Here is an 18968-nt window from a genome sequence, read left to right as displayed (position 1 = left end):
CACCCCTGTCGGCCCTGCGGGCAGTGCACCCGCGCAACACGAAGGCACCACCATGGCTGAAGATCCGCCCAAGCCCGGCGGCCAAGAAGTCGAAGTCAAGGACAACGGTGCCGTGGTGGCGACCGGCGACGGGTCGGGTTCGTCCACGTCGGACTACGACTCGTGGGGCTGGAAAGAGATCATGGCCCGCATCACCGGGTCGGCCGCGATCGGTGCCGAGGAGCGCTCCGAGCTGGGGGCGAGCGCCGCCTCGGACCCGCAGACGCTGTGGGACGCCGCGCTGAGCTTCCGCATGGTCAAGGAGATCCTCGCCTCCACGGGCAGGAGCATCGCCGAGCAGGCCAAGGCGCTGGGTGGCGAGGGCGGCCCGTGGCAGGGCGAGGCGTCCAAGGCCTTCATGGGGTTGATGGAGGAGTTCTCCAAGTCGTTCACCGCCCACGCCACGCAGATCGACGGCGGCGCGGCCCGGCTCGCCCCGGTGCCCGAACAGCTGTGGGCGGCGGGCAACTACCTCGCGTGGGCCATCAAGACGGTCCACGACATCGACCAGTTCTACGCCCGTGAAGCGCAGCGCATCGCCGCGATCAAGGGCGAGGACGTCATCATCGAGAGCGACAAGGGAAACCTCGTCCACATCAGCAAGTTCCCCGAGATCGTCAAGCTGCTCGACCGCGACATGCGGCAGGTGCTGAAGACACTGGCGGCGGAGTACGAGAAGCAGGCCTACGACACCACGCTGACCACCATCCCGAAGCCGGACCCGTTGGGCGGTGGGCCCGACTCGAAGCCTCCCAAGATCAAGGTTCCGGAGATCAAGATCCCCGGCTTCAAGCCGCCGGACATCAAGGTTCCGCCACCGTCCAAGGTCCCGCCGCCGCCCAAGATCGAGGTCCCGCCGCCGCCCAAGTCCGAGATCCCGCCGCCGCCCAAGGGCAAGGTCCCGGAAGTCCCCGAGATCAAGACGCCGGAGATCCCCGAGGTCAAGTCCCCGGAGATCCCCGAGGTCAAGTCCCCGGAGATTCCCGGCTTCAAGCCGTCGGACATGCCCGGCGGGAACGCCTTCGGCGGTGCCGGTGGTCCCGGGGACTTCTCCGCCACGCCACCGCCGGGCAAGTTCGACCCCGGCAGCCTCGGCGGTCCCGGTTCCGGACTCGGTGGCTCCGGCGCGGAGATCCCCAAGCCCGGCGAGTTCACCCCTGGAGCGGGCCCAGGCCAAGGCGGCCTCCCCGGCGGTGGAGGCGTGCCTTCGCCGAACTCGTTCAAACCGGGCGATTTCAACGCTTCTCAGCTTCCCGGCGGCAAGTCCGCCGGTGGGAACGTGCCGCCGCCCGACTTCAAGCCGGGTGAGTTCACCCCCGGCAACGGTCCCGGTGGCGGTGGCCTCCCCGGTGGTCAGGGAGCGGTTCCGCCGCCCGTCGGCTCGTTCGTGGGCTCCAAGCCGCCGGCGTCCGGTCGTGGCGGGAACACGCCTGTTCCCAACGTGCCCAAGCCCGGTGAGTTCAAGCCGGGTGACTTCAAGCCGGGCGAGTTCCCCGGTGGGAAGACGCCGCCCGGTGGCAAGGTCACGCCTCCTGGTGACTTCAAGCCCGGCGAGCTCAAGCCGGGAGAGCTCAAGCCCGGTGAGTTCAAGCCCGGTGACTTCAAGCCGGGCGAGTTCAAGCCCGGAGACTTCAAGCCGAGCGAGTTCCCCGGCGGCAAGGTGTCGCCCGGTGCTGGCCAAGGTGCGCCTCCGGCTGACTTCAAGCCGGGCGAGTTCAAACCGGGTGACTTCAAGCCCGGTGAGTTCAAGCCGGGCGAGGTGCCGAGCCCCCAGGACTGGACCGCGGGCAAGGGTTCGGGCGCGTCGAACGACGACCGCAACGCCCTCGGCGGCGGCGGTATGCCGATGATGCCGCCCGGTGCGCCTGGTGCGGGTACCGGTGGTGGTTCGGGTGCTGGGGAGCGTCCGGACGCCTCGGGGCTGATCGGTGGCGAGGTCAAGCCGTGGGAGGGCTCCAAGGCCCCCGGCCTGGGCGACCCGCACGGCGGCGTCCCCGAGCTGCCGTCGACTCCGGAGGAGTGGGCTTCGTCCCAGCACAACACTCCTTTGCTGCCCGGCGGCATGACCGGTGGCGGGCAGCCCGGTGGGATGCCGATGATGCCGCCGGGTGCGCCCGGTGCGGGTACCGGTGGTGGTTCGGGTGCTGGGGAGCGTCCGGACGCCTCCGGGCTGATCGGTGGCGAGGTGAAGCCGTGGGAGGGCGTCGACGCTCCTGGTCTGGGTGAGCCGCAGGCGATCGGTCAGGTGGGTGGTAAGCCGGAGGAGTGGGCTTCGTCCCAGCACAACGGCTCTGCGATGCCCGGTGCCGGCATGCCCGGTGGCGGTATGCCGATGATGCCGCCGGGTGCGCCCGGTGCGGGCACTGGCGGTGGTTCGGGTGCTGGGGAGCGTCCGGACGCCGCCGGGCTCATCGGTGGCGAGGTCAAGCCGTGGGAGGGCGTCGAGCTGCCCGGTGTCGGTGAGCCGCAGGCCATCGGTCAGGTGGGGGGTAAGCCGGAGGAATGGGCTTCGTCCCAGCACAACGGCTCTGCGATGCCCGGTGCCGGCATGCCCGGTGGCGGTATGCCGATGATGCCGCCGGGTGCGCCCGGTGCGGGTACCGGTGGTGGTTCGGGTGCTGGGGAGCGTCCGGACGCCGCCGGGCTCATCGGTGGGGAGGCGAAGCCGTGGGAGGGCGTCGAGCTGCCCGGTGTCGGTGAGCCGAACACGCCCGGCCAGGAGAAGAGCACGCCGGAGCAGTGGAGTGCGGCACCGCAGGGCGCTGCTCAGCCTGGTGCCGGCTCGCCGATGATGCCGCCCATGCCGATGGCGCCCGGACAGGGTGGCGCGGCGGGTGGTGCCGGCGCGGCCGAACGCTCGGACGCGTCCGGTCTCGTGGACGGTGAGACGGCTCCGTGGGAGCACGCGTCCGCGGTGCCCACCGGTGATCCGGGTGGTGCGGAGGCGCCGCGTGGGCGGCCGGAGCCGTGGACGCAGGACGGGTCGGTGCCGCAGGTTCCGGCGCTCGACGTTCCCGCGGCCCACGGTCCGGGGTCGGAGGTCCTGGTGCCACAGGCTCCGGCGCCCGAGGTTCCTGCGGCACACGTTCCGGCGGCCGAGTCCCTGGTGCCACAGGCTCCGGCGGCCGGGGGCGTGGTGCCGCAGGTTCCGGCGCTCGACGTTCCGGCGGCTCACGTTCCGGCGTCCGAGGCCCAGGTGCCCCAGGCCCCTGCCTCCGAGCACCCGGTGGCTCGGCCCTCCGCGCCCGAGCCCCCTGCACCCCAGCCGTCTGCGTCCCAGGCGGCGGCGCCCCAGCCCCCGGCGCCTCAGGTACCGGTGCTGCCGATCATCCCGCCGGTTCCGCTGGTCCCGGTGGCTCCGGCAACCCCGGCGGCCCAGGCGACTCCGGCAGCCCCGGCGGCCCCGGCAGGTCCGGGGGAGAGGCGCCGCGAAGACGCCCTCGTAGGCGTGCCGTTGCCCATCACCGACACCCCGGCCGGAGCACCACTGACCGAGCCGCTGATCGCCCCGTTCGACGACGACCGCGTGGCGCTCGTCCACGCCGGCGGGGAAGAGGACTTCAGCGCGTGGGACGCCGGTGCGTCGGGTGGGCTGCCCTGGCTGCCCACCGCCGCCGCACTGCGGGAGGAGAGCGCGCCGGAGAAGCCCGACTACACGTTGCGCGACTCGACGGCGTGGGGGCACAGCGCGGGACGTGAGGGGGTTGTGCGGGTGCAGGAGGAGACGGCTGCGCGGCCGATCGAGATGTCGTCCTACCTGCCCCGGTTCGACCCGAACGTGTCGGGCCTGGGGTGCGCCGGTCTCGACGCCCCCGAGGACGAGGAGCCGGTGGACGACACCGACGACGAGCAGGACGGGGAGGACGAGCGCACGTCGGCTGACCTGCTCAAGCAGGACACCGGGGTGTGGGCGGACAGCGGCAGGAAGAAGGCGGCGCCGGGGGTGATCGAATGAGCACCGTCACGGCGAAGCGGGGGCCGCGTGCCGAAGGGCCCCCGATGCCGGAGGGTCAGGAGGAGCTGCAGGAACCGCCGGTGATGCCCGAACCCGCCGTGCGGGACTTCAGCTCGGTGCTGATGTTCCTGCCCATGGCGCTCGGGCCGATCGCCATGATCCTGATCTTCTCCTCCATGGGATCGAGCGGCGGGTCGCCGTTCATCTTCATCATGGCCGGCGCGATGTCGATCGGCATGGTCGCGATGGCGATCAACCAGCTCTTCCGCAACGCGGGGGAGCGCAAGCGCAAGCTCGACGCGGAACGCCGCGACTACCTGCGCTACATCGGGCAGCTGCGGCGGCGGGCCAGGGAGACGAGCAACGAGCAGCGTGCGGCCGTCGCGTGGGACAACCCCGACCCGTCGTGGCTGTGGTCGGTCGCCACCGGGCCGCGGCTGTGGGAACGGCGGGGCAGCCACGACGACTTCGCCCGCGTGCGGATCGGGCTCGGCACCCAGCAGGCGGCCATGGAGTTCCTGCCGCCGTCGACCAAGCCGATCGAGGACCTCGAACCGCTGTCGGCGATCTCGCTGCGGCGCTTCAGCGAGACCTACCGGACCGTCACCGGCATCCCGATCTCGGTGGGGCTGCGCAGCTTCACGAGCATCGAGCTCGCCGGCGAACCGGACGCCGTCGTCGGCCTGGTGCGCGCGATGATCGGTCAGCTGGTCACCTTCCACGCGCCGGACGAGCTGCGGATCGCCGTGCTGACCGCGCCCTCGAACCAGGCGGACTGGGACTGGGTCAAGTGGCTGCCGCACCTCGCGCACCCCACCGCCCGCGACGCCGCCGGCCCGTTGCGGATGCTCACCTGCGACCACGACGAGCTGGTCGACCTGCTCGGCAAGGACGTCACGGACCGCGGCGACCACGACAAGTCCGTCCTGCCCGGTGTGGTGGAACCGTTCGTGGTGGTCGTCGCGCACCTGGCGTCGATCCCCGAGCACTCCCCGCTGCTCGGCCCAGGCCTGCGCAACACGGTGCTGCTCGACGCCACCGGCGCGCTGCCCGGTGGTGCGAAGGTGCTGCGGCTCACCTGCCGCGACGGTGAGGTCACCTACCCGGTCGGCGACGAGACCGGCACCGCTCAGCACGACTCGTTCGGCGTGGTGCAGGCCGACGCCCTCGCCCGGCTGATCGCGCCGAAGCGCACCAGCGGCACGGTCGACGTCGTGGACCGTCCTTTCGAGACAGACTTCGAGCTGCCCTCGCTGCTGGGCATCCGCGACCTGCACACGTTCGACGTCAACGCGATGTGGCGGCAGAAGACGCCGCAGCGCGCCCGCCTCCAGGTGCCGATCGGCGTCACCGAGGACGGCGAGGTCGTGGAGATCGACCTCAAGGAGTCGGCGCAGGGCGGCATGGGACCGCACGGCATGCTGATCGGCGCCACCGGTTCCGGCAAGAGCGAGCTGCTGCGCACCCTGGTGTGCGGGCTCGCGGCCACGCACTCGTCGGAGACCCTGAACTTCGTCCTGGTGGACTTCAAGGGCGGTGCGACGTTCCTCAACATGGAGAAGCTGCCGCACACCTCCGCGGTGATCACCAACCTCGCCGACGAGCTCCCGCTGGTCGACCGCATGCAGGACTCGATCAACGGTGAGATGACGCGGCGCCAGGAGATCCTGCGCGAGAGCGGGTACTCGTCGCTGTTCGAGTACGAGAAGGCCCGCATGACCGGTGGCCAGCTGCCGCCGCTGCCGACGCTGCTCGTGATCGTCGACGAGTTCTCCGAGCTGCTGAGCGCAAAGCCGGAGTTCATGGACCTGTTCGTCTCGATCGGACGGTTGGGCCGCAGCCTCGGCGTGCACCTGCTGCTCGCCTCGCAACGCCTCGACGAGGGGCGGATCCACCGCGTCGAGGGCCACCTGTCCTACCGCATCGCGCTGCGCACCTTCTCCTCCATGGAGTCGCGCAGCGTCATCGGTGTCGCCGACGCCTACGAGCTGCCTCCCGGTCCGGGCAACGGGTACCTCAAGTTCGACACGACGACGTTGACGCGCTTCAAGGGCGCGTACGTGTCCGGTCCCTGCCTCACGAGCGCGCCCGAGCAGGGTGCGATCAGCGGTGAGGACCGCGCGGCGGGCGAGATCGTGCCGTTCTACACCCAGCCCAGCCCGCGCGTGCACGAGCTGCGGCAGAGCGAGCCCGCGGAACCGGAGGCCAAGCAGGAGAAGGCGGAGACGCCCGCGGAGGACGCCCCGAGCGTGGTGGAGGTGCTGATCGGCAGGCTCGCCGGTGCGGGACCCGCCGCCCGCCAGGTGTGGCTGCCGCCGCTGTCCGCGTCGCCGAGCCTCGACGCACTGCTGCCCAGCGTGGTGCCGCACCCCGAGCTCGGCATGTGCGTGGACGACCCCGGCACCCGAGGGCGCCTGCGGGTGCCCGTCGGCGTCGTCGACCTGCCCTACGAGCAGCTGCGCGAGCTGCTGGTGGCCGACCTGTCCGGAGCCGACGGCCACGTCGGTGTCGTCGGCGCCCCCATGAGCGGCAAGTCCGCGTTGCTGCGCACGCTGGTCCTCGGCCTGGCGCTGACCCACACCCCCGAGGAGGTCCAGTTCTACGGGCTCGACTTCGGTGGCGGCGGCATCATGTCGATCAGCGGCCTCCCGCACGTCGGTTCGGTCGCCACCCGCATGGAACGCGACCGCGTGGTGCGCACCCTCGAAGAGGTCGTGCAGGTCATGGAGCTGCGCGAGGCGGCGTTCGCCGAGCACGGCTTCGAGTCGATGGCCGACTACCGCGCCGCACGGCGCGCCGGACGGGTCGAGGACGCGCACGGCGAGGTGTTCCTGATCATCGACGGCTGGTTCACCCTGCGCCAGGACTTCGGCGACCTGGAGACGAAGCTGACCGAGATCGCCGCCCGCGGCCTCTCCTTCGGTGTGCACCTGGTGGTGTCCTCGACGCGCTGGTCGGAGATCCGGCCGTGGCTGCGCGACGTGCTGGGCACGCGGTTCGAGCTGCGCCTCGGCGACTCGATGGAGTCGGAGGTGCAGAGCCGCAAGGCCGCCACCGTGCCGAACCAGCCCGGTCGCGGTCTGACCAGCTCCGGTTTCCACTTCCTCGCCGCCCTGCCGCGGCTGGACGGGTCCTCGGCGACCGAGGACCTGGCGAGCGCCACCAAGTCGTTCGTGGAGGAGGTCCGCACCTTCTGGCCGGGCCGCAGCGCGCCCGGTGTGCGGCTGCTGCCGACCCGGCTGCCGATCGTCGACCTGCCGAAGCCGCAGAACGGCGGCCTGAAGGTGTGCCTGGGCCTCGACGAACAGCGCCTGAACCCGGTGTGGCACGACTTCAACGCCATCCCGCACCTGTTCGTGATGGGCGACGCGGAGACCGGCAAGACCAACGCGCTGCGGCTCGTGATCCGGTCGATCGTCGAGGGCTTCCCGCCGGGTGAGGCCAAGATCCTCGTCGCGGACTCGCGCCGCGACCTCGACGACATGGTGCCGGACGAGTACAGGATCGGCCACGTGGTCAGCTCGGACGCGCTGACCGAGCTCGCGACCAAGGCCGCGGTGTCGCTGCACAAGCGGGTACCGGGCCCGGACATCTCGTCCGAGCAGCTGCGCCGGCGCGACTGGTGGGAGGGACCGCAGCTCTTCGTGGTCGTCGACGACTACGAGCTGATGACCTCGGGCACCGGCATGGGCACCCCGCTCGACACGCTGCTGCCGTTGCTGGCGCAGGGCGTCCACATCGGGTTCCACCTGATCGTCGCGCGCAGCAGCGCGAACGCCCTGCGCGGCATGATGGACCCGGTCATGCGCCGGCTGTGGGAGCTCGGTTCGCCCGCGCTGCTCTTCTCCTACCCCAAGGAGGAGGGGAAGTTCCTCGGCGAGGCCGCTCCGCGCACCCTCCCGCAGGGCCGCGCCCAGCTGGTGACGCGACGCGGCGTCAAGTTGATCCAGACCGGTCTCGTGCCGGTCGACAAGTCGCAGGACGAGCCGGCCGGTGTCGGCGCGTTCGCGCGGAACGAGGGCATGTGACGACGACCTCCGAACTCTGTCGCATCACCGTGCACGGTCCCAGCGGCAAGGCCGACCTCTCCGTGCCGGTCTCGACGACGGTGGCGGTGCTGCTGCCGACGCTGGTGCGGCACGTGGTGCGCGACCACGACCGGGGTCACGAGGGTGAGCTGTACGGCTCGTGGGTGCTGCAACGGCTCGGCGGCGCCCCGTTCGACCCGGAGGGCACACCGGAGACGCTGGACTGGCTCGACGGCGAGCAGTTCCACCTCTCCCGCGCCGAGGACCCGTTGCCGGAGCTGGACTTCGACGACGTGGCCGAGGGCATGGCCACGGCGGTGAACCGGCAGGGCAACCGCTGGAACGAGGCGGTGAACCGGAAGCTGTTCCTCAGCCTGAGCGGGTTCGTGCTCCTCGCCATCGCCGTCTCGCTGTTCGAGAACGCGAGCGCGGTCGCGGCGACGATCACGGCCGGTGTCCTGGCGCTGGTGCTGTGCCTGGCCTCCGTGCTCGTCGCGCGCACCATCGAGGACGGCGTGCTCGCCGGGCTGATCGGGGTGGCGGGCTGCGGGTACGCCGGACTGGCCGGCCTGATCGGTGTCGCCGGCGTGGACGGGGCGCTCGCCCTGGACCCGCACGGGGTGCTGATCTGCGGCGTCGTGCTCATGGCGACGTCGGTGGTGTTGCTGGTGGTGCAACGGCTGCTCGCACCGAAGCTGCCGATCGTCCCGTTCGGGTGCGCGGCGGTCGCGGGCGTGGCGATGGTGCTGGCGGTGTGGCTGCACCTCGGGCTGGAGCTGACCCGCCTGCAGATCGCGGCGTCGTTGATGAGCGCCTTCTTCGCACTGCTGCTGTTCGCGCCGAAGCTCGCGACGAGGGTCGCCCGGTTGCGCGGCCCGCAGCTGCCCCGCAACGCCGACGAGATGAAGATCGACGTCGAGCCCATGCCCGCGGCGCAGGTGATCGAGCAGACCGGGACCGCCGACCGCTACCTGAGCGTGCTCGCGACGGGGGCGTCCGCGGTGCTCGCCGTCGGGTTCGTCTACCTGGTGGCGGACCCCGGCTGGCTCGACTACACGCTGAGCGGGCTCTTCGCGGCACTGGTGCTGCTGCGCTCCCGCGAGTTCCTGAACGTCGGCCAGCGCACGTCCCTCGCGCTGGCCGGCACCTGGGGCGCGGTGCTGCCCGCTCTGCACATGTTGTCCGGTATGAGCGACCTGGAGCGCCTCTTCGGCGTGCTGATGCTGTTCGCCGCCGCCCTGCTGCTCGTGCTGGCGGCGCTGCGCCCGTCCTACCGCCGGGTGCTGCCGATCTGGCCGCACCTGAGCGACGTCGTGGAGAACCTGCTCTGCCTCGCGCTGGTGCCGTTCGTCCTGCACGCACTGGGCCTCTTCGCCTGGGCCCGCGGACTGGCGGGGTGAGCGGTGCAGACCAAGAAGGACCACGTCCACGCCTACCAGACGCTCGTCGGCCGGATGAGCTCGGCGTTGCTGCTGGGGGACACCAACTACAGCGAGGCACCCGCGCGGCGCGCCCTCATGGGCCTGGTGTTCGGGGTGGTGCTGGCGCTGCTGATCGGTGTGGCGTTCTGGGTGTACGGCCTGATCAACCCCGGCGGCAACATGGCGTGGAAGAAGCCCAACGCCATCCTCGTGGAGAAGGAGAGCGGCGCGCGGTTCGTGTACGAGCGGGGACAGCTCGTGCCCGTGCTCAACCACGCGTCCGCGATGCTCCTCAAGGGTGCCGGTGCCAAGGTCGAGTCCATCTCGCGGGCGTCGCTCGCCGCTCTGGAACGCGGCCAGCCGGTCGGCATCCCCGACGCGCCCGACCCGGTGCCCCCGGCCTCCTCGCTGGTGGCCGGGCACTGGCTGCTGTGCCTGCCGCGCAGCGCCGGCGTCGAGGTGGAGGGCACCGGTCTGATGAGCATGACCGTCGACCCCGACGTGCCCTCGGCTCCCGTCGCCGGGACCGAGTACCTCTGGGTGGCGTCCACCGAGGGCCAGCAGTACGTGGTGTGGGGCAACCGGAAGCTGCGGCTCACCGACCCGCTCGTCCCCCTGGCGCTCGGGCTCGGCGGGGGCAAGCCGCCCGTCGCGCCGCCCGTGTGGCTCTCCGCGCTGCCGGACGGTCCCGAGGTGGGACCGGCGGTCATTCCCCAGCAGGGCAAGAAGAACGTGGACGTCGGGGGCGTCGCGCGGCCGGTCGGCACGGTGTTCCGGCACGTGGCCGGCAACGGCGTCGAGAACTTCTCCGTCCTGCGCGAGGACGGCCTGGCCCCGGTGTCGCGCACCGAGGCCGTGCTGCTGCAGGCCAAGAACGGCGGCGCCGCCGTCGAGATCGGGTCCGAGGCGCTGGCGAGCGCACCGCACTCGGACGACGACTCGCTCGTGAAGCGCGTTCCCGACCTGCTGGCCGCGAAGCCGGTTCCCGCAGGGGAGCGCGCGTTCTGCCTGCGCCAGCAACCCGACGGCGCGGAGGTCGTGAGCCAGGCCGTCACGGTCGACCGCGCGGACGCGGGGTTCGGCATGAACGAACGGGTCGGGGTGCGCGCGAAGCCCGGCACCGGGGTGCTCGCCGCGTCGGTGCCCGCCCCGAAGGGTGCCGGTGCGAAGCCCGACCGCTACCTCATCACCGATCGCGGCCTGAAGTACCGGCTGGCCGACGACGACAGCATCAGCGCACTCGGGTTCGGCGGTGTCGCACCGGTACCGGTCGCCGCCGGGGTGCTGGCGCAGATTCCCAGCGGTCCGGGCCTCAGCCGGGCCGCCGTGGGCGTGAGTGGGAAAGGACGTGGCTGAGTGAGCCTGCTGACCAGGAGGCCGGATCACCGCGGTGGTGACCGGGACATGACCAGTCACACGATCGGCAACGCCCTCGTGGTGCACCCGCGCGATGTCCTGCGCGACGAGGTCCGCGACATGGCGCTGAACCTCGCCGCCGACCCCGACCACGAGCTCGTCGTGGTCGACCTGCCACCGTCGAGCACGTTCACGACGTGGGAGTCCGCGGCGAAGCTGTTGCCCCGCAAGCGACGTGGCGTGCGGCTCGTCATCGGTGGCCGCACCAGGGAGACGACGGTGCTCGCGGGCCAGTGGTTCTCCGAGCGGCTCGGCCGCACCGTGATCGCACCCGACGGCACGGTGATGCCGGGCGTCGGCGGCTCGCTCTTCGTCGACGCGGGCTGGGGCACCGGATGGGTGCGGTTCCAGCCGGGCAAGCCCCCCAAGCGGGACGGCAAGCGCTTCCCCAGGCCCACCTGGGAGACCGTGTCCGCGCTCGCCGAGGTCATGCCGACCAGCGCGAGCGCGGTGAGCGAACCGTTGCCCGGCGGGGTGTGGCTGCGTCCGCGCGGGTCGGAGAGCCTGCTGATGCAGCACCGGCAGCGGCTGATCGAGACCATGCCGTGCCAGCCCGACGTCTGCACGATCGTGCTGGGCTGCCCCGGCGCCCCTCCGATCACGCTCTACGACATCACCCGGTTCTGGAGCTGGCTGCCCCAGGACCTGCGGGCCAAGCTGCGCGTGGTCAGGTTCGGCCCGATGACGCTGCCCGACAGCGGCCCGTACGGCCAGCACGTCGCCGACGCGCTGGGCGAGCAGATCACCTGCTACAACGGTCTGCCGGTCGGGTCGCGCACCGATCCCCGCATCGTGACCCTGCGCTCCGACGGCACGCCGGGCTGGCAGCCGTTCGCGCTGGAGGTGGCCTACTTCCCCGCCCAGCAGGGGCAGGCCGCACCGCTGCCGGCCCTGCTGAGCTACCGGGACCCGCTGTTCGGCATCGAGGAGGTCGAACCGGCCGTCTACCGGTACACCCAGGACGTGCTGCTGGAGGTCGTCCCCGCGGGGCTCTGGGTGCGCCTGGAGCAGGAGGTCGCCCACGCTCCGGCGGTCAGGACGGCCGAACCGGACGGCGAGCGGCACCTGGTGCTGTTCGAGGAGGGCGTCGACGCGGTGGCACCGGAGGTGCGGCGCGCGGCCCAGGACCTGCTGGGCAGGCTCGACTCGCAGACGCGCCGGGTGAGCGAGCTGGTGCCCGCACTGGCGGTCGCGCGGCAGCGCAACCAGGTCGGCGGCAAGGCGTGGGGCGTCGTGGAACAGCAGCCGGCCGAGCCGGTCGCCGCTCCGGTGCTGACCCCGGCCACCGAGGTCGCGCCGCTGCCGCTGCCGGTGGCCGAGCCCGCTGTCCCGTCGCTGCCGGCCCCCGCACCGCACCTGCCGCGCGAGTTCACCACGGCGCCGACCGACGCGCCGTTCGCCCTGGAGCCGTCGTTCGAGACGGCGACGGTCCGCCTGGAGAACGGGCAGCTGGTCGCGGACCCGCTGCCGGCGCAGTCGCCGCTGGTCTCCGAGTCGGCGCCAGCGCCGGCGTCTTCCGCGCCAGTGCTGGACTTCGGACCGGTCTCCGCGCCTCCGGCGAGCACGCCACCGCTGCTCCCGCCCTCGGCACCCGATCTGACCGTCGCCGAACCCGCTGCTGCTCCGCCACCGGAGCGTCCGGCCGAACCCGCGGTCACCGAACCCGCGGTCTCCGCGCCTGCCGCGACCCCGGCCGAGGAACCGCCTGCGGCAGAAGAACCGGCACCGCCGCAGGCCGCGGCACGCCCGGTGGTGACGGTCGTGCAACCGACCCCGGCGGCCGCCGCGGCGGCGCTCGTTCCGCAGCGCGGGCTGGAGGAGGAACGGGGCTGGCTGCGCCGCACGCTCAGCCAGGAGTACGCGGCCGTGGCCAACTCCGTGAACCGCGTGCTGTCGGAGCACCCGGGGTTCCAGGGCGCGATCGAGCGGTCGTCCGGCGCGGTGCTGACCGACGCCGTCGCGATCCGGCTGTACCTGTCGCCCAGCGGTGACGGCCTCGACCAGTCCCTGCGCTCGGGCGGGGTCGGCCCGCACGTGCCGTTCGCGCGCTGCGTCGTGTCGGGGCTGAGCAGGCTGCCGTCGCACCGGGGACCGGCGGTGTTCTCCACCTCCCTGACCGAGCAGGAGCTCGACTTCTACGGCGGTCGCAAGCTCGTCACGGAGTGGGGCTTCATCAACGCGTTGAGCGCGCCCTGTGCGCGCCAGTCCGAGCAGAACGACGTCGACGTGCTCGTCTGGTCGATGACGGCCCGGCGGACGAAGCTGCTGGAACCGGACGTCGACGCCGTCGCCGACCGCGTGCTCTTCGTGCCGGGGACGAGTTTCAAGGTGCTGGAGCTGACCCCTCCCGCTGACGGTGCGCGCGGCCGGTTGCTGCTGCGCGAGCTCGCCGCCGGCGAGATCGACCCGACGGGCAAGGTCGACCGCAACCGCGAGGCGCTCGACGAGCTGGCGCTCAACTCGTTGCGGCGGTGCGTGCAGACCTGGGGGGCGGGCACGCAGGAGGCACGGGTCCCCGAGTCGTCGCTGGCGCGCTTCGTCCAGCGGCCGGGGCTCACCAGGACCACGACCCACGAGGAGAGCTGATGAACCGGCAACTTCTGGTGGTCGCCACCGACCGGCCGGGCGCCTACCCGACGATCGGCGCCGCGCTGCGGGAAGCCCGCGACGGCGCGACCATCAGCGTCCTGCCCGGCCGTTACGAGGAGAACCTCGTCATCGAGCGGATGGTCACCATCACCGCCGAGGACGGAGCCGGCACGGTGGAACTCGTCGCCCAGACCGGCAGCGTCGCGGTCGTGGCCGCCGCGGCGGCCCAGTTCTCCGGCCTGGTGCTCACGTGCACCGACTCCGGTGTGCCGGCCGTCGACATCCGGGCCGGCGAGGTCGCGCTGAACGACTGCCGGGTCTCGGCGTCCTCGTGGGCGGTGCTCGTGCAGGGGCGGGGGAGCCTGGTCCTGCGCGGGTGCGCCATCACCAGCACCGGTGGCGCGGGCATCGTCGTCACGTCGAGTGTCCTCAGCACGGTCGAGGACACCGAGGTGGTCGGCAACGCCTCGTCCGGCGTCGTGGTCACCGAGGACGGCAACCTCGTGCTGCGCCGGGTCGCCGTGCGCAAGGCCGGTGGCAACGGCATCTGCGCCAACGGCCGCGCACGGCTGGTCGTCGAGGACTGCGAGATCGTCGAGGCGGACAAGCCCGCGCTCGTCGTGGAGCAGGAGGCGAACGCGGACGTCCGGGGCGTCAAGATCAGCCAGAGCGCGAGCCTCGACCTCTACGTGCGCAGCACCGGCGACGTCACCGTCACCGACTCCGTGTTCACCGGCGCGGGCGTGCAGTCCGCGCACATCGCGGGCGGTGCCTCCCCCCGGTTGCGGGGCTGCCACTTCACCTCGGCCGGCCGCAACGCCGTCTACGTCACCGGCGGGGCCTCACCCCGGTTCGACGACTGCCGCGTCGGCGCCAGCCCGGTCGGGGTGGTCGTCGACACGGCGTCCAAGGCCGTGTTCGGCAAGCTCACCGTCGAGGGCAGCGACCGCGGCGCCGTGCTGGTCGACTCCGGGTCCGCGGTGGAGCTCAAGGGCTTCCGCACCACCCCGGCGAGCGGTCCCGCCGTCCTGGTGAAGGGCCAGTCCCGGCTGCTGCTCGCCGACGCCGTGATCGACGTCGGTGACGCGGCGGGCATCTCGCTGGCGGAGTCGGCGCAGGCCGAGGTGACGGACGTGCGCGTCACCGGGTCCGCGGAGCACCTGGTCACCGTGCTGAGCGGAGCACGGGGCGAGTTCGCCTCCACCCTGGTCCGCGGCGGCGGTGTCCACGCGAACGACGCCTCGCTGTCCATGAAGGACAGCGAGGTGGTCGCGGCGGCGGGAGACGGCCTCAGCGCCGGTGCGGGCAGCGTCCTGCAGGCGGTGCGGTGCCGGGTGAGGTCCGCCCGGCGGCACGGCGTGCACCTGCTCAGCGGCGCGCGGGGAGAGGTGCGCGGGTGCGAGATCACCGACAGCGCGGGCGACGGCGTCCTGCTGGACACCGAGGAGGCGGTGACCGTCGCGGACTGCACCGTCACCGGCAGCGGTGGCAGCCCGGTGCGCCGCGCGGTCGAGCACGAACGGCTGTCCGTCACGGGGATCATCACCGGTGAGCAGGCCTCCCAGCGGCCCGCGCAGCCCGCGGCTCCCGCGCCCAGGCCGGCCGCGCCGGAGCACCCCTCCGGCACCGCGTCCCCGGCGTCGTCCGCGCTCGGCGGTGCGATGGGCGCCGAGCTGGACGGCCCGCTGGCCGAGCTCGACTCGCTGATCGGCCTGGACGGCGTGAAGCACGAGGTGCTCGGTCTGATCAACCTCATCAAGATGTCCCAGCGGCGGCAGCAGATGGGCCTGCCGATGCCGCCCATGAGCCGCCACCTGGTCTTCGCCGGTCCTCCCGGCACGGGCAAGACGACGGTCGCACGGCTCTACGGCTCCGTCCTCGCGGAGCTCGGCATCCTCGCCAAGGGACACATGATCGAGGTCGCCAGGGCCGACCTGGTGGCCCAGTACATCGGTGCGACGGCCATCAAGACGGCCGAGGTCGTCACGAAGGCGATGGGCGGCGTCCTGTTCATCGACGAGGCCTACACCCTGTCGAGCGGGTCGGGCGGCAGCGGCCCCGACTTCGGTCAGGAGGCCATCGACACGCTGATGAAGATGATGGAGGACCACCGCGACGAGATCGTGGTGATCGTGGCGGGCTACTCCGAGCTGATGGAGCAGTTCCTCGCCTCCAACCCCGGTCTGGCGTCCCGCTTCTCCCGCACCATCGAGTTCCCCAACTACAGCGTCGACGAGCTCGTCACGATCACCACCAACCTGTGCCGCAAGCACTACTACGAGCTGACCGACGACGCGGTCGACGCGCTCACCGACTACTTCGAGCGCGTGCCGAAGAACGACACGTTCGGCAACGGCCGCGTGGCCCGCAAGCTGTTCGAGTCGATGGTGAACAACCAGGCGTCCCGGCTCGCGCTGGCCCCACCGGACAAGGACACCGAGCTGAACCGGCTCACCGGCCAGGACCTCGCCGCCGAGGTCACCGCGCTCGGCGAGGTGGCGCCCAGGACCGCGGGACCGGACTCGGCCACGAACCCCGTCGCCGCAGTGGAGGCGACGCTCGGCTGGCAACGCGTCGTCGCGATGTCCGGGCTCACCGGCGTCCGCGAAGCCCTGGGCCGCACCCTGGTGCAGCTGTGCGGGCTCAAGGCGCGCAACAAGGGCGTCGGCCGGCACGCGAACGTGGTGCTGTCGGGCAGCAAGGGCATGGGACGGCGCGCGGTGGCCGCGCACTACGCGCAGGCGCTGGCGGAGCTGCGGCTGGTCGACTCCGGTCACGTGACGCGGCTGTCGCTCGGCACGGACCTGTGCCCGCGCTGGCCCGGACAGGCGATGAGCCTGATGGCCACGGCCTTCGACGACGCGCGCGGCGGTGTCCTGCTGCTCGACGTGGACGACGAGTGGGCCGCCGACTCGGCGGAACGCCGCATCGAGGTGCTGGAAGCCTTGGTCGAGGTGACCCGGCGCAACCCGGCCGGACCCGTCGTCCTGCTCAGCGGTGAAGACCTCGCGCTGGCCCGCCTGCTGGAGTTCTCCTCCGAGCTGAGCGGGTGCTTCGCGCAGCGGTGGGACTTCGAGGACTACGACGTGGACCAGCTGGCGGCGCTGGTCGTGCGCCACCTGACCCGCCGCGGGCACGAGGTGCCCGAGGAGGTGACGACCGCACTGCGCGACCTCCTGCCGCACACCCGCGGCCGGACGGCCAGGGACGTGCACCGGCTCGCACAGCGGCTCGCCACCACGGCGGCCTCCCGCACCCTCACCGCCGCCGATCTCGAACTGCTCATGAGGAGCGGGACGCCGCGGGTCGCCGCGGAGGAGGGGCTGGCCTCCGTGGGCTGAGCAGCCAACGCGACCAGCGGTTCCAGCCCGGGCTGGAACCGCTGGTCACGTCAGGAGGAAGCTCAGGAGAGGTCGGTGCAGGGGGTGACCGGCGCCGAACCCGTTGTCCCCAGGGGTTCCCACCGCACCTCGGCGAACTTGGCCTCGAACGCGCCGGTGGTGTGCACGAGGAACGGCACGTCGACGGCGGCCGTGTCCAGGCCCTTGCCCGCGAAGCAGCTCAACGGGATGCGCATCGTCGTCTTCTGCCCGACCGGCAGCCGCTGCAACGGTTTCGTGACGTTGAGCTGCGCCGCGCACGGGTAGCCGCAGTGGGCGGCGAGCGACACCTCGGCGGTGGGCGCCTTCACGACGACCACGTCGAACGTCAGGGTGCCCGACTTCAGGTAGGACGTGGCGTCCAGCCGGCCCTGCGGGTTCTGCACGTAGAACTGCGCCGCGCCCTTGCCGGTCCACGTCACCTGCCGCCCGTCCTTCGAGCCGTTGACGTCGGCGGGGCGGACCGCGACCGCCTGCTGCGAGGCCTTGCCGTCCGCCGTCAGCGCGGTGCCCGCCCAGTTGGCCTCGGAGCCGACCATGCTGTGGAACGGCGCCACGTCCCGGCCGTCGTGCAGGAACCTGGGGCCGGAAGACGCCGGGGGAGCGCTGGTGCCGTTCGCCGCGGCCGGGGCCGGCGGTTCGCCGGAGTCCTCTCCCGAGGTCAGCACCACCGCCGCGGTGATGGCGCCGGCGGCCAGCACCGTCACGGCCGCTGCCGCGATCACCGCGGTGTTCCGCTTGCGCGCGGACCTGGTGGGCGGTGTAGTCGTGACGTTGCGACGCCGCACCGGGAGCTCGTCGACGGAGGCGACGGGCCGGATGCCGGGCATCGACGGGCCTGTGGGCAACGACGGGCCTGCGGGCGACGGGCCTGCGTACGGTGGCTGGCCTGCGGGCGATGACGCGCCCGCGGGCACCGACGGACCCGAGGGAGTCGGCAGGTTCGCGTGCACCGGCACGCCCACGGGAACCGGTCCGACCGCAGGAGCCTGCGGCCCCGCCGGGTGTCCGGGCACCGCGTGAGCAGGCACGGCGGACCGGTGAGCAGCGGCCGGCACGGCAGGGGAGCGCTGAAGCGCGTTGCGCGCCAGGGCAGCGGCGCCCAGGGCGACGGAGAGCTTGGGGTGCAGTCCGGCGCGGAGCGGTTTGCCGACGGCCTTGGACAGCGTGTCGGCCACCAGGGGGATCTGGGAGGACCCGCCGACGAGCAGCACGCTCGCGAGGTCGTCCGCGCGCAGACCGGCCGACGAGATCGTGCGGCGGAACGCGTCCGTCGTGAGCGCGAGCTGGGGTGCGATGGCACGTTCGAAGTCCGCGCGGGTCACGGTCACCTCGCGGGTGCCGTCGGGGAGGTCCAGCCGCAGCACGGTGTCCGTGGCCGCGGACAGCTCCTCCTTCGCGCTGCGGCACGCCTCCCGCACCGACAGCAGGACGCGGGCCTGCTCGGCGTCGGCCGCGTCGAGCCGGGTGATCTCGCCGTCCACGCGCTGGTCCACCAGCGCGAGGAGCGAGTCGTCGAAGTCGATGCCGCCCAGCCGTTCGACCCCCTCCGGGGTGCCGAGGATCTCCATGCCGTGCCGCCGCGCCTGCAGCACGGTGGCGTCGAAGGTGCCGCCGCCGAGGTCGTAGACACCGACGATCTCGCCCTCGCCGAGCCTGCGTTCCACCGAGTGGTGCATGGCAGCGGCTTCTGGTTCGGTGACGATGACGGCGTCCTGCACGCCCGCCAGCCGCGGCACCTCCGAGAAGTGCTCGCGGCGGTACGGCCCCCACACCGCGGGGCAGGTCAGCACGACCGACTCCGGTGGCCGTCCCCGCATCGCGGTCGCCAGCGAGACCGCGTCGCGCAGCTGCGCGGCCATCAGGAGCGCGGGGGACCGCACCACGTCGCAGATCTTCAACGGCGTCGGGTCGGCCAGCCGCCGCTTGTGGGAGTGGGAGGCCCGCAGCGGCTGCTTCCTCGACTCCCCGTCCGCGGCGTCACCGGTGATCAGCTCGCCGCCCTCGGTGGCGAACACGACGGAGGACACGACGACGTCGCGGCCGAGCGGGATGGCACGGGTGCCCGAGGCGTCCGACACCGCGGCGGCCGTGTAGGTCGTGCCGATGTCGACACCCAAACCGTAAGACATGCGAGTAC

At 72.4% G+C, this 18968-nt stretch carries 7 protein-coding genes; 6 read left to right on the top strand and 1 reads right to left on the bottom strand.

The window, feature by feature from the left end:
- The first annotated feature begins 52 nt into the window (after positions 1-52).
- Genes ACZ7CD_RS35750 through ACZ7CD_RS35725 form a run of 6 tightly spaced genes read left to right on the top strand, consistent with a single transcriptional unit; the run spans position 53 to position 16789 of the window.
- Positions 53-3994, top strand: coding sequence for a WXG100 family type VII secretion target (locus tag ACZ7CD_RS35750; protein WP_470380633.1), 3942 nt, complete (start codon positions 53-55; stop codon positions 3992-3994).
- Positions 3991-8022 carry a type VII secretion protein EccCa gene (eccCa, locus tag ACZ7CD_RS35745; RefSeq protein ID WP_470380632.1) on the top strand — a complete coding sequence of 1344 codons (4032 nt, stop codon included), beginning with the start codon at positions 3991-3993 and terminating at the stop codon, positions 8020-8022. Before ACZ7CD_RS35750 ends, eccCa begins: the two co-directional genes overlap by 4 nt.
- Entirely contained in the window at positions 8019-9422 is a 1404-nt protein-coding gene (gene eccD / locus ACZ7CD_RS35740; protein ID WP_470380631.1) for a type VII secretion integral membrane protein EccD, read from the top strand. The genes eccCa and eccD overlap by 4 nt, the downstream gene beginning before the upstream one ends.
- Positions 9423-9425: 3 nt before the next feature.
- Positions 9426-10799: a type VII secretion protein EccB gene (gene eccB / locus ACZ7CD_RS35735; RefSeq protein ID WP_458433018.1), complete on the top strand. Its 1374-nt coding sequence runs from the start codon at positions 9426-9428 to the stop codon at positions 10797-10799.
- 48 nt (positions 10800-10847) lie between these two features.
- Entirely contained in the window at positions 10848-13445 is a 2598-nt protein-coding gene (locus tag ACZ7CD_RS35730) for a hypothetical protein (protein ID WP_470380630.1), read from the top strand.
- Positions 13445-16789, top strand: a complete 3345-nt coding sequence (locus ACZ7CD_RS35725) for a right-handed parallel beta-helix repeat-containing protein (protein ID WP_470380629.1) — start codon at positions 13445-13447, stop codon at positions 16787-16789. Before ACZ7CD_RS35730 ends, ACZ7CD_RS35725 begins: the two co-directional genes overlap by 1 nt.
- A gap of 62 nt (positions 16790-16851) precedes the next feature.
- Here ACZ7CD_RS35725 and ACZ7CD_RS35720 read toward each other — a convergent pair whose 3' ends face one another.
- Positions 16852-18960: an Hsp70 family protein gene (locus tag ACZ7CD_RS35720; protein ID WP_470380628.1), complete on the bottom strand. Its 2109-nt coding sequence runs from the start codon at positions 18958-18960 to the stop codon at positions 16852-16854.
- Between the last annotated feature and the right edge of the window lie 8 nt (positions 18961-18968).

This window comes from Lentzea sp. NPDC036949, assembly GCF_055608075.1.
This window is presented reverse-complemented; position numbering and strand designations above follow the sequence as displayed.

Coding starts and splice junctions, on each gene's coding strand:
- ACZ7CD_RS35750 (WP_470380633.1), top strand. CDS start 53: ATGGCTGAAGATCCGCCCAAGCCCGGCGGCCAAGAAGTCGAAGTCAAG.
- eccCa (WP_470380632.1), top strand. CDS start 3,991: ATGAGCACCGTCACGGCGAAGCGGGGGCCGCGTGCCGAAGGGCCCCCG.
- ACZ7CD_RS35730 (WP_470380630.1), top strand. CDS start 10,848: ATGACCAGTCACACGATCGGCAACGCCCTCGTGGTGCACCCGCGCGAT.
- ACZ7CD_RS35725 (WP_470380629.1), top strand. CDS start 13,445: ATGAACCGGCAACTTCTGGTGGTCGCCACCGACCGGCCGGGCGCCTAC.
- ACZ7CD_RS35720 (WP_470380628.1), bottom strand. CDS start 18,960: ATGTCTTACGGTTTGGGTGTCGACATCGGCACGACCTACACGGCCGCC.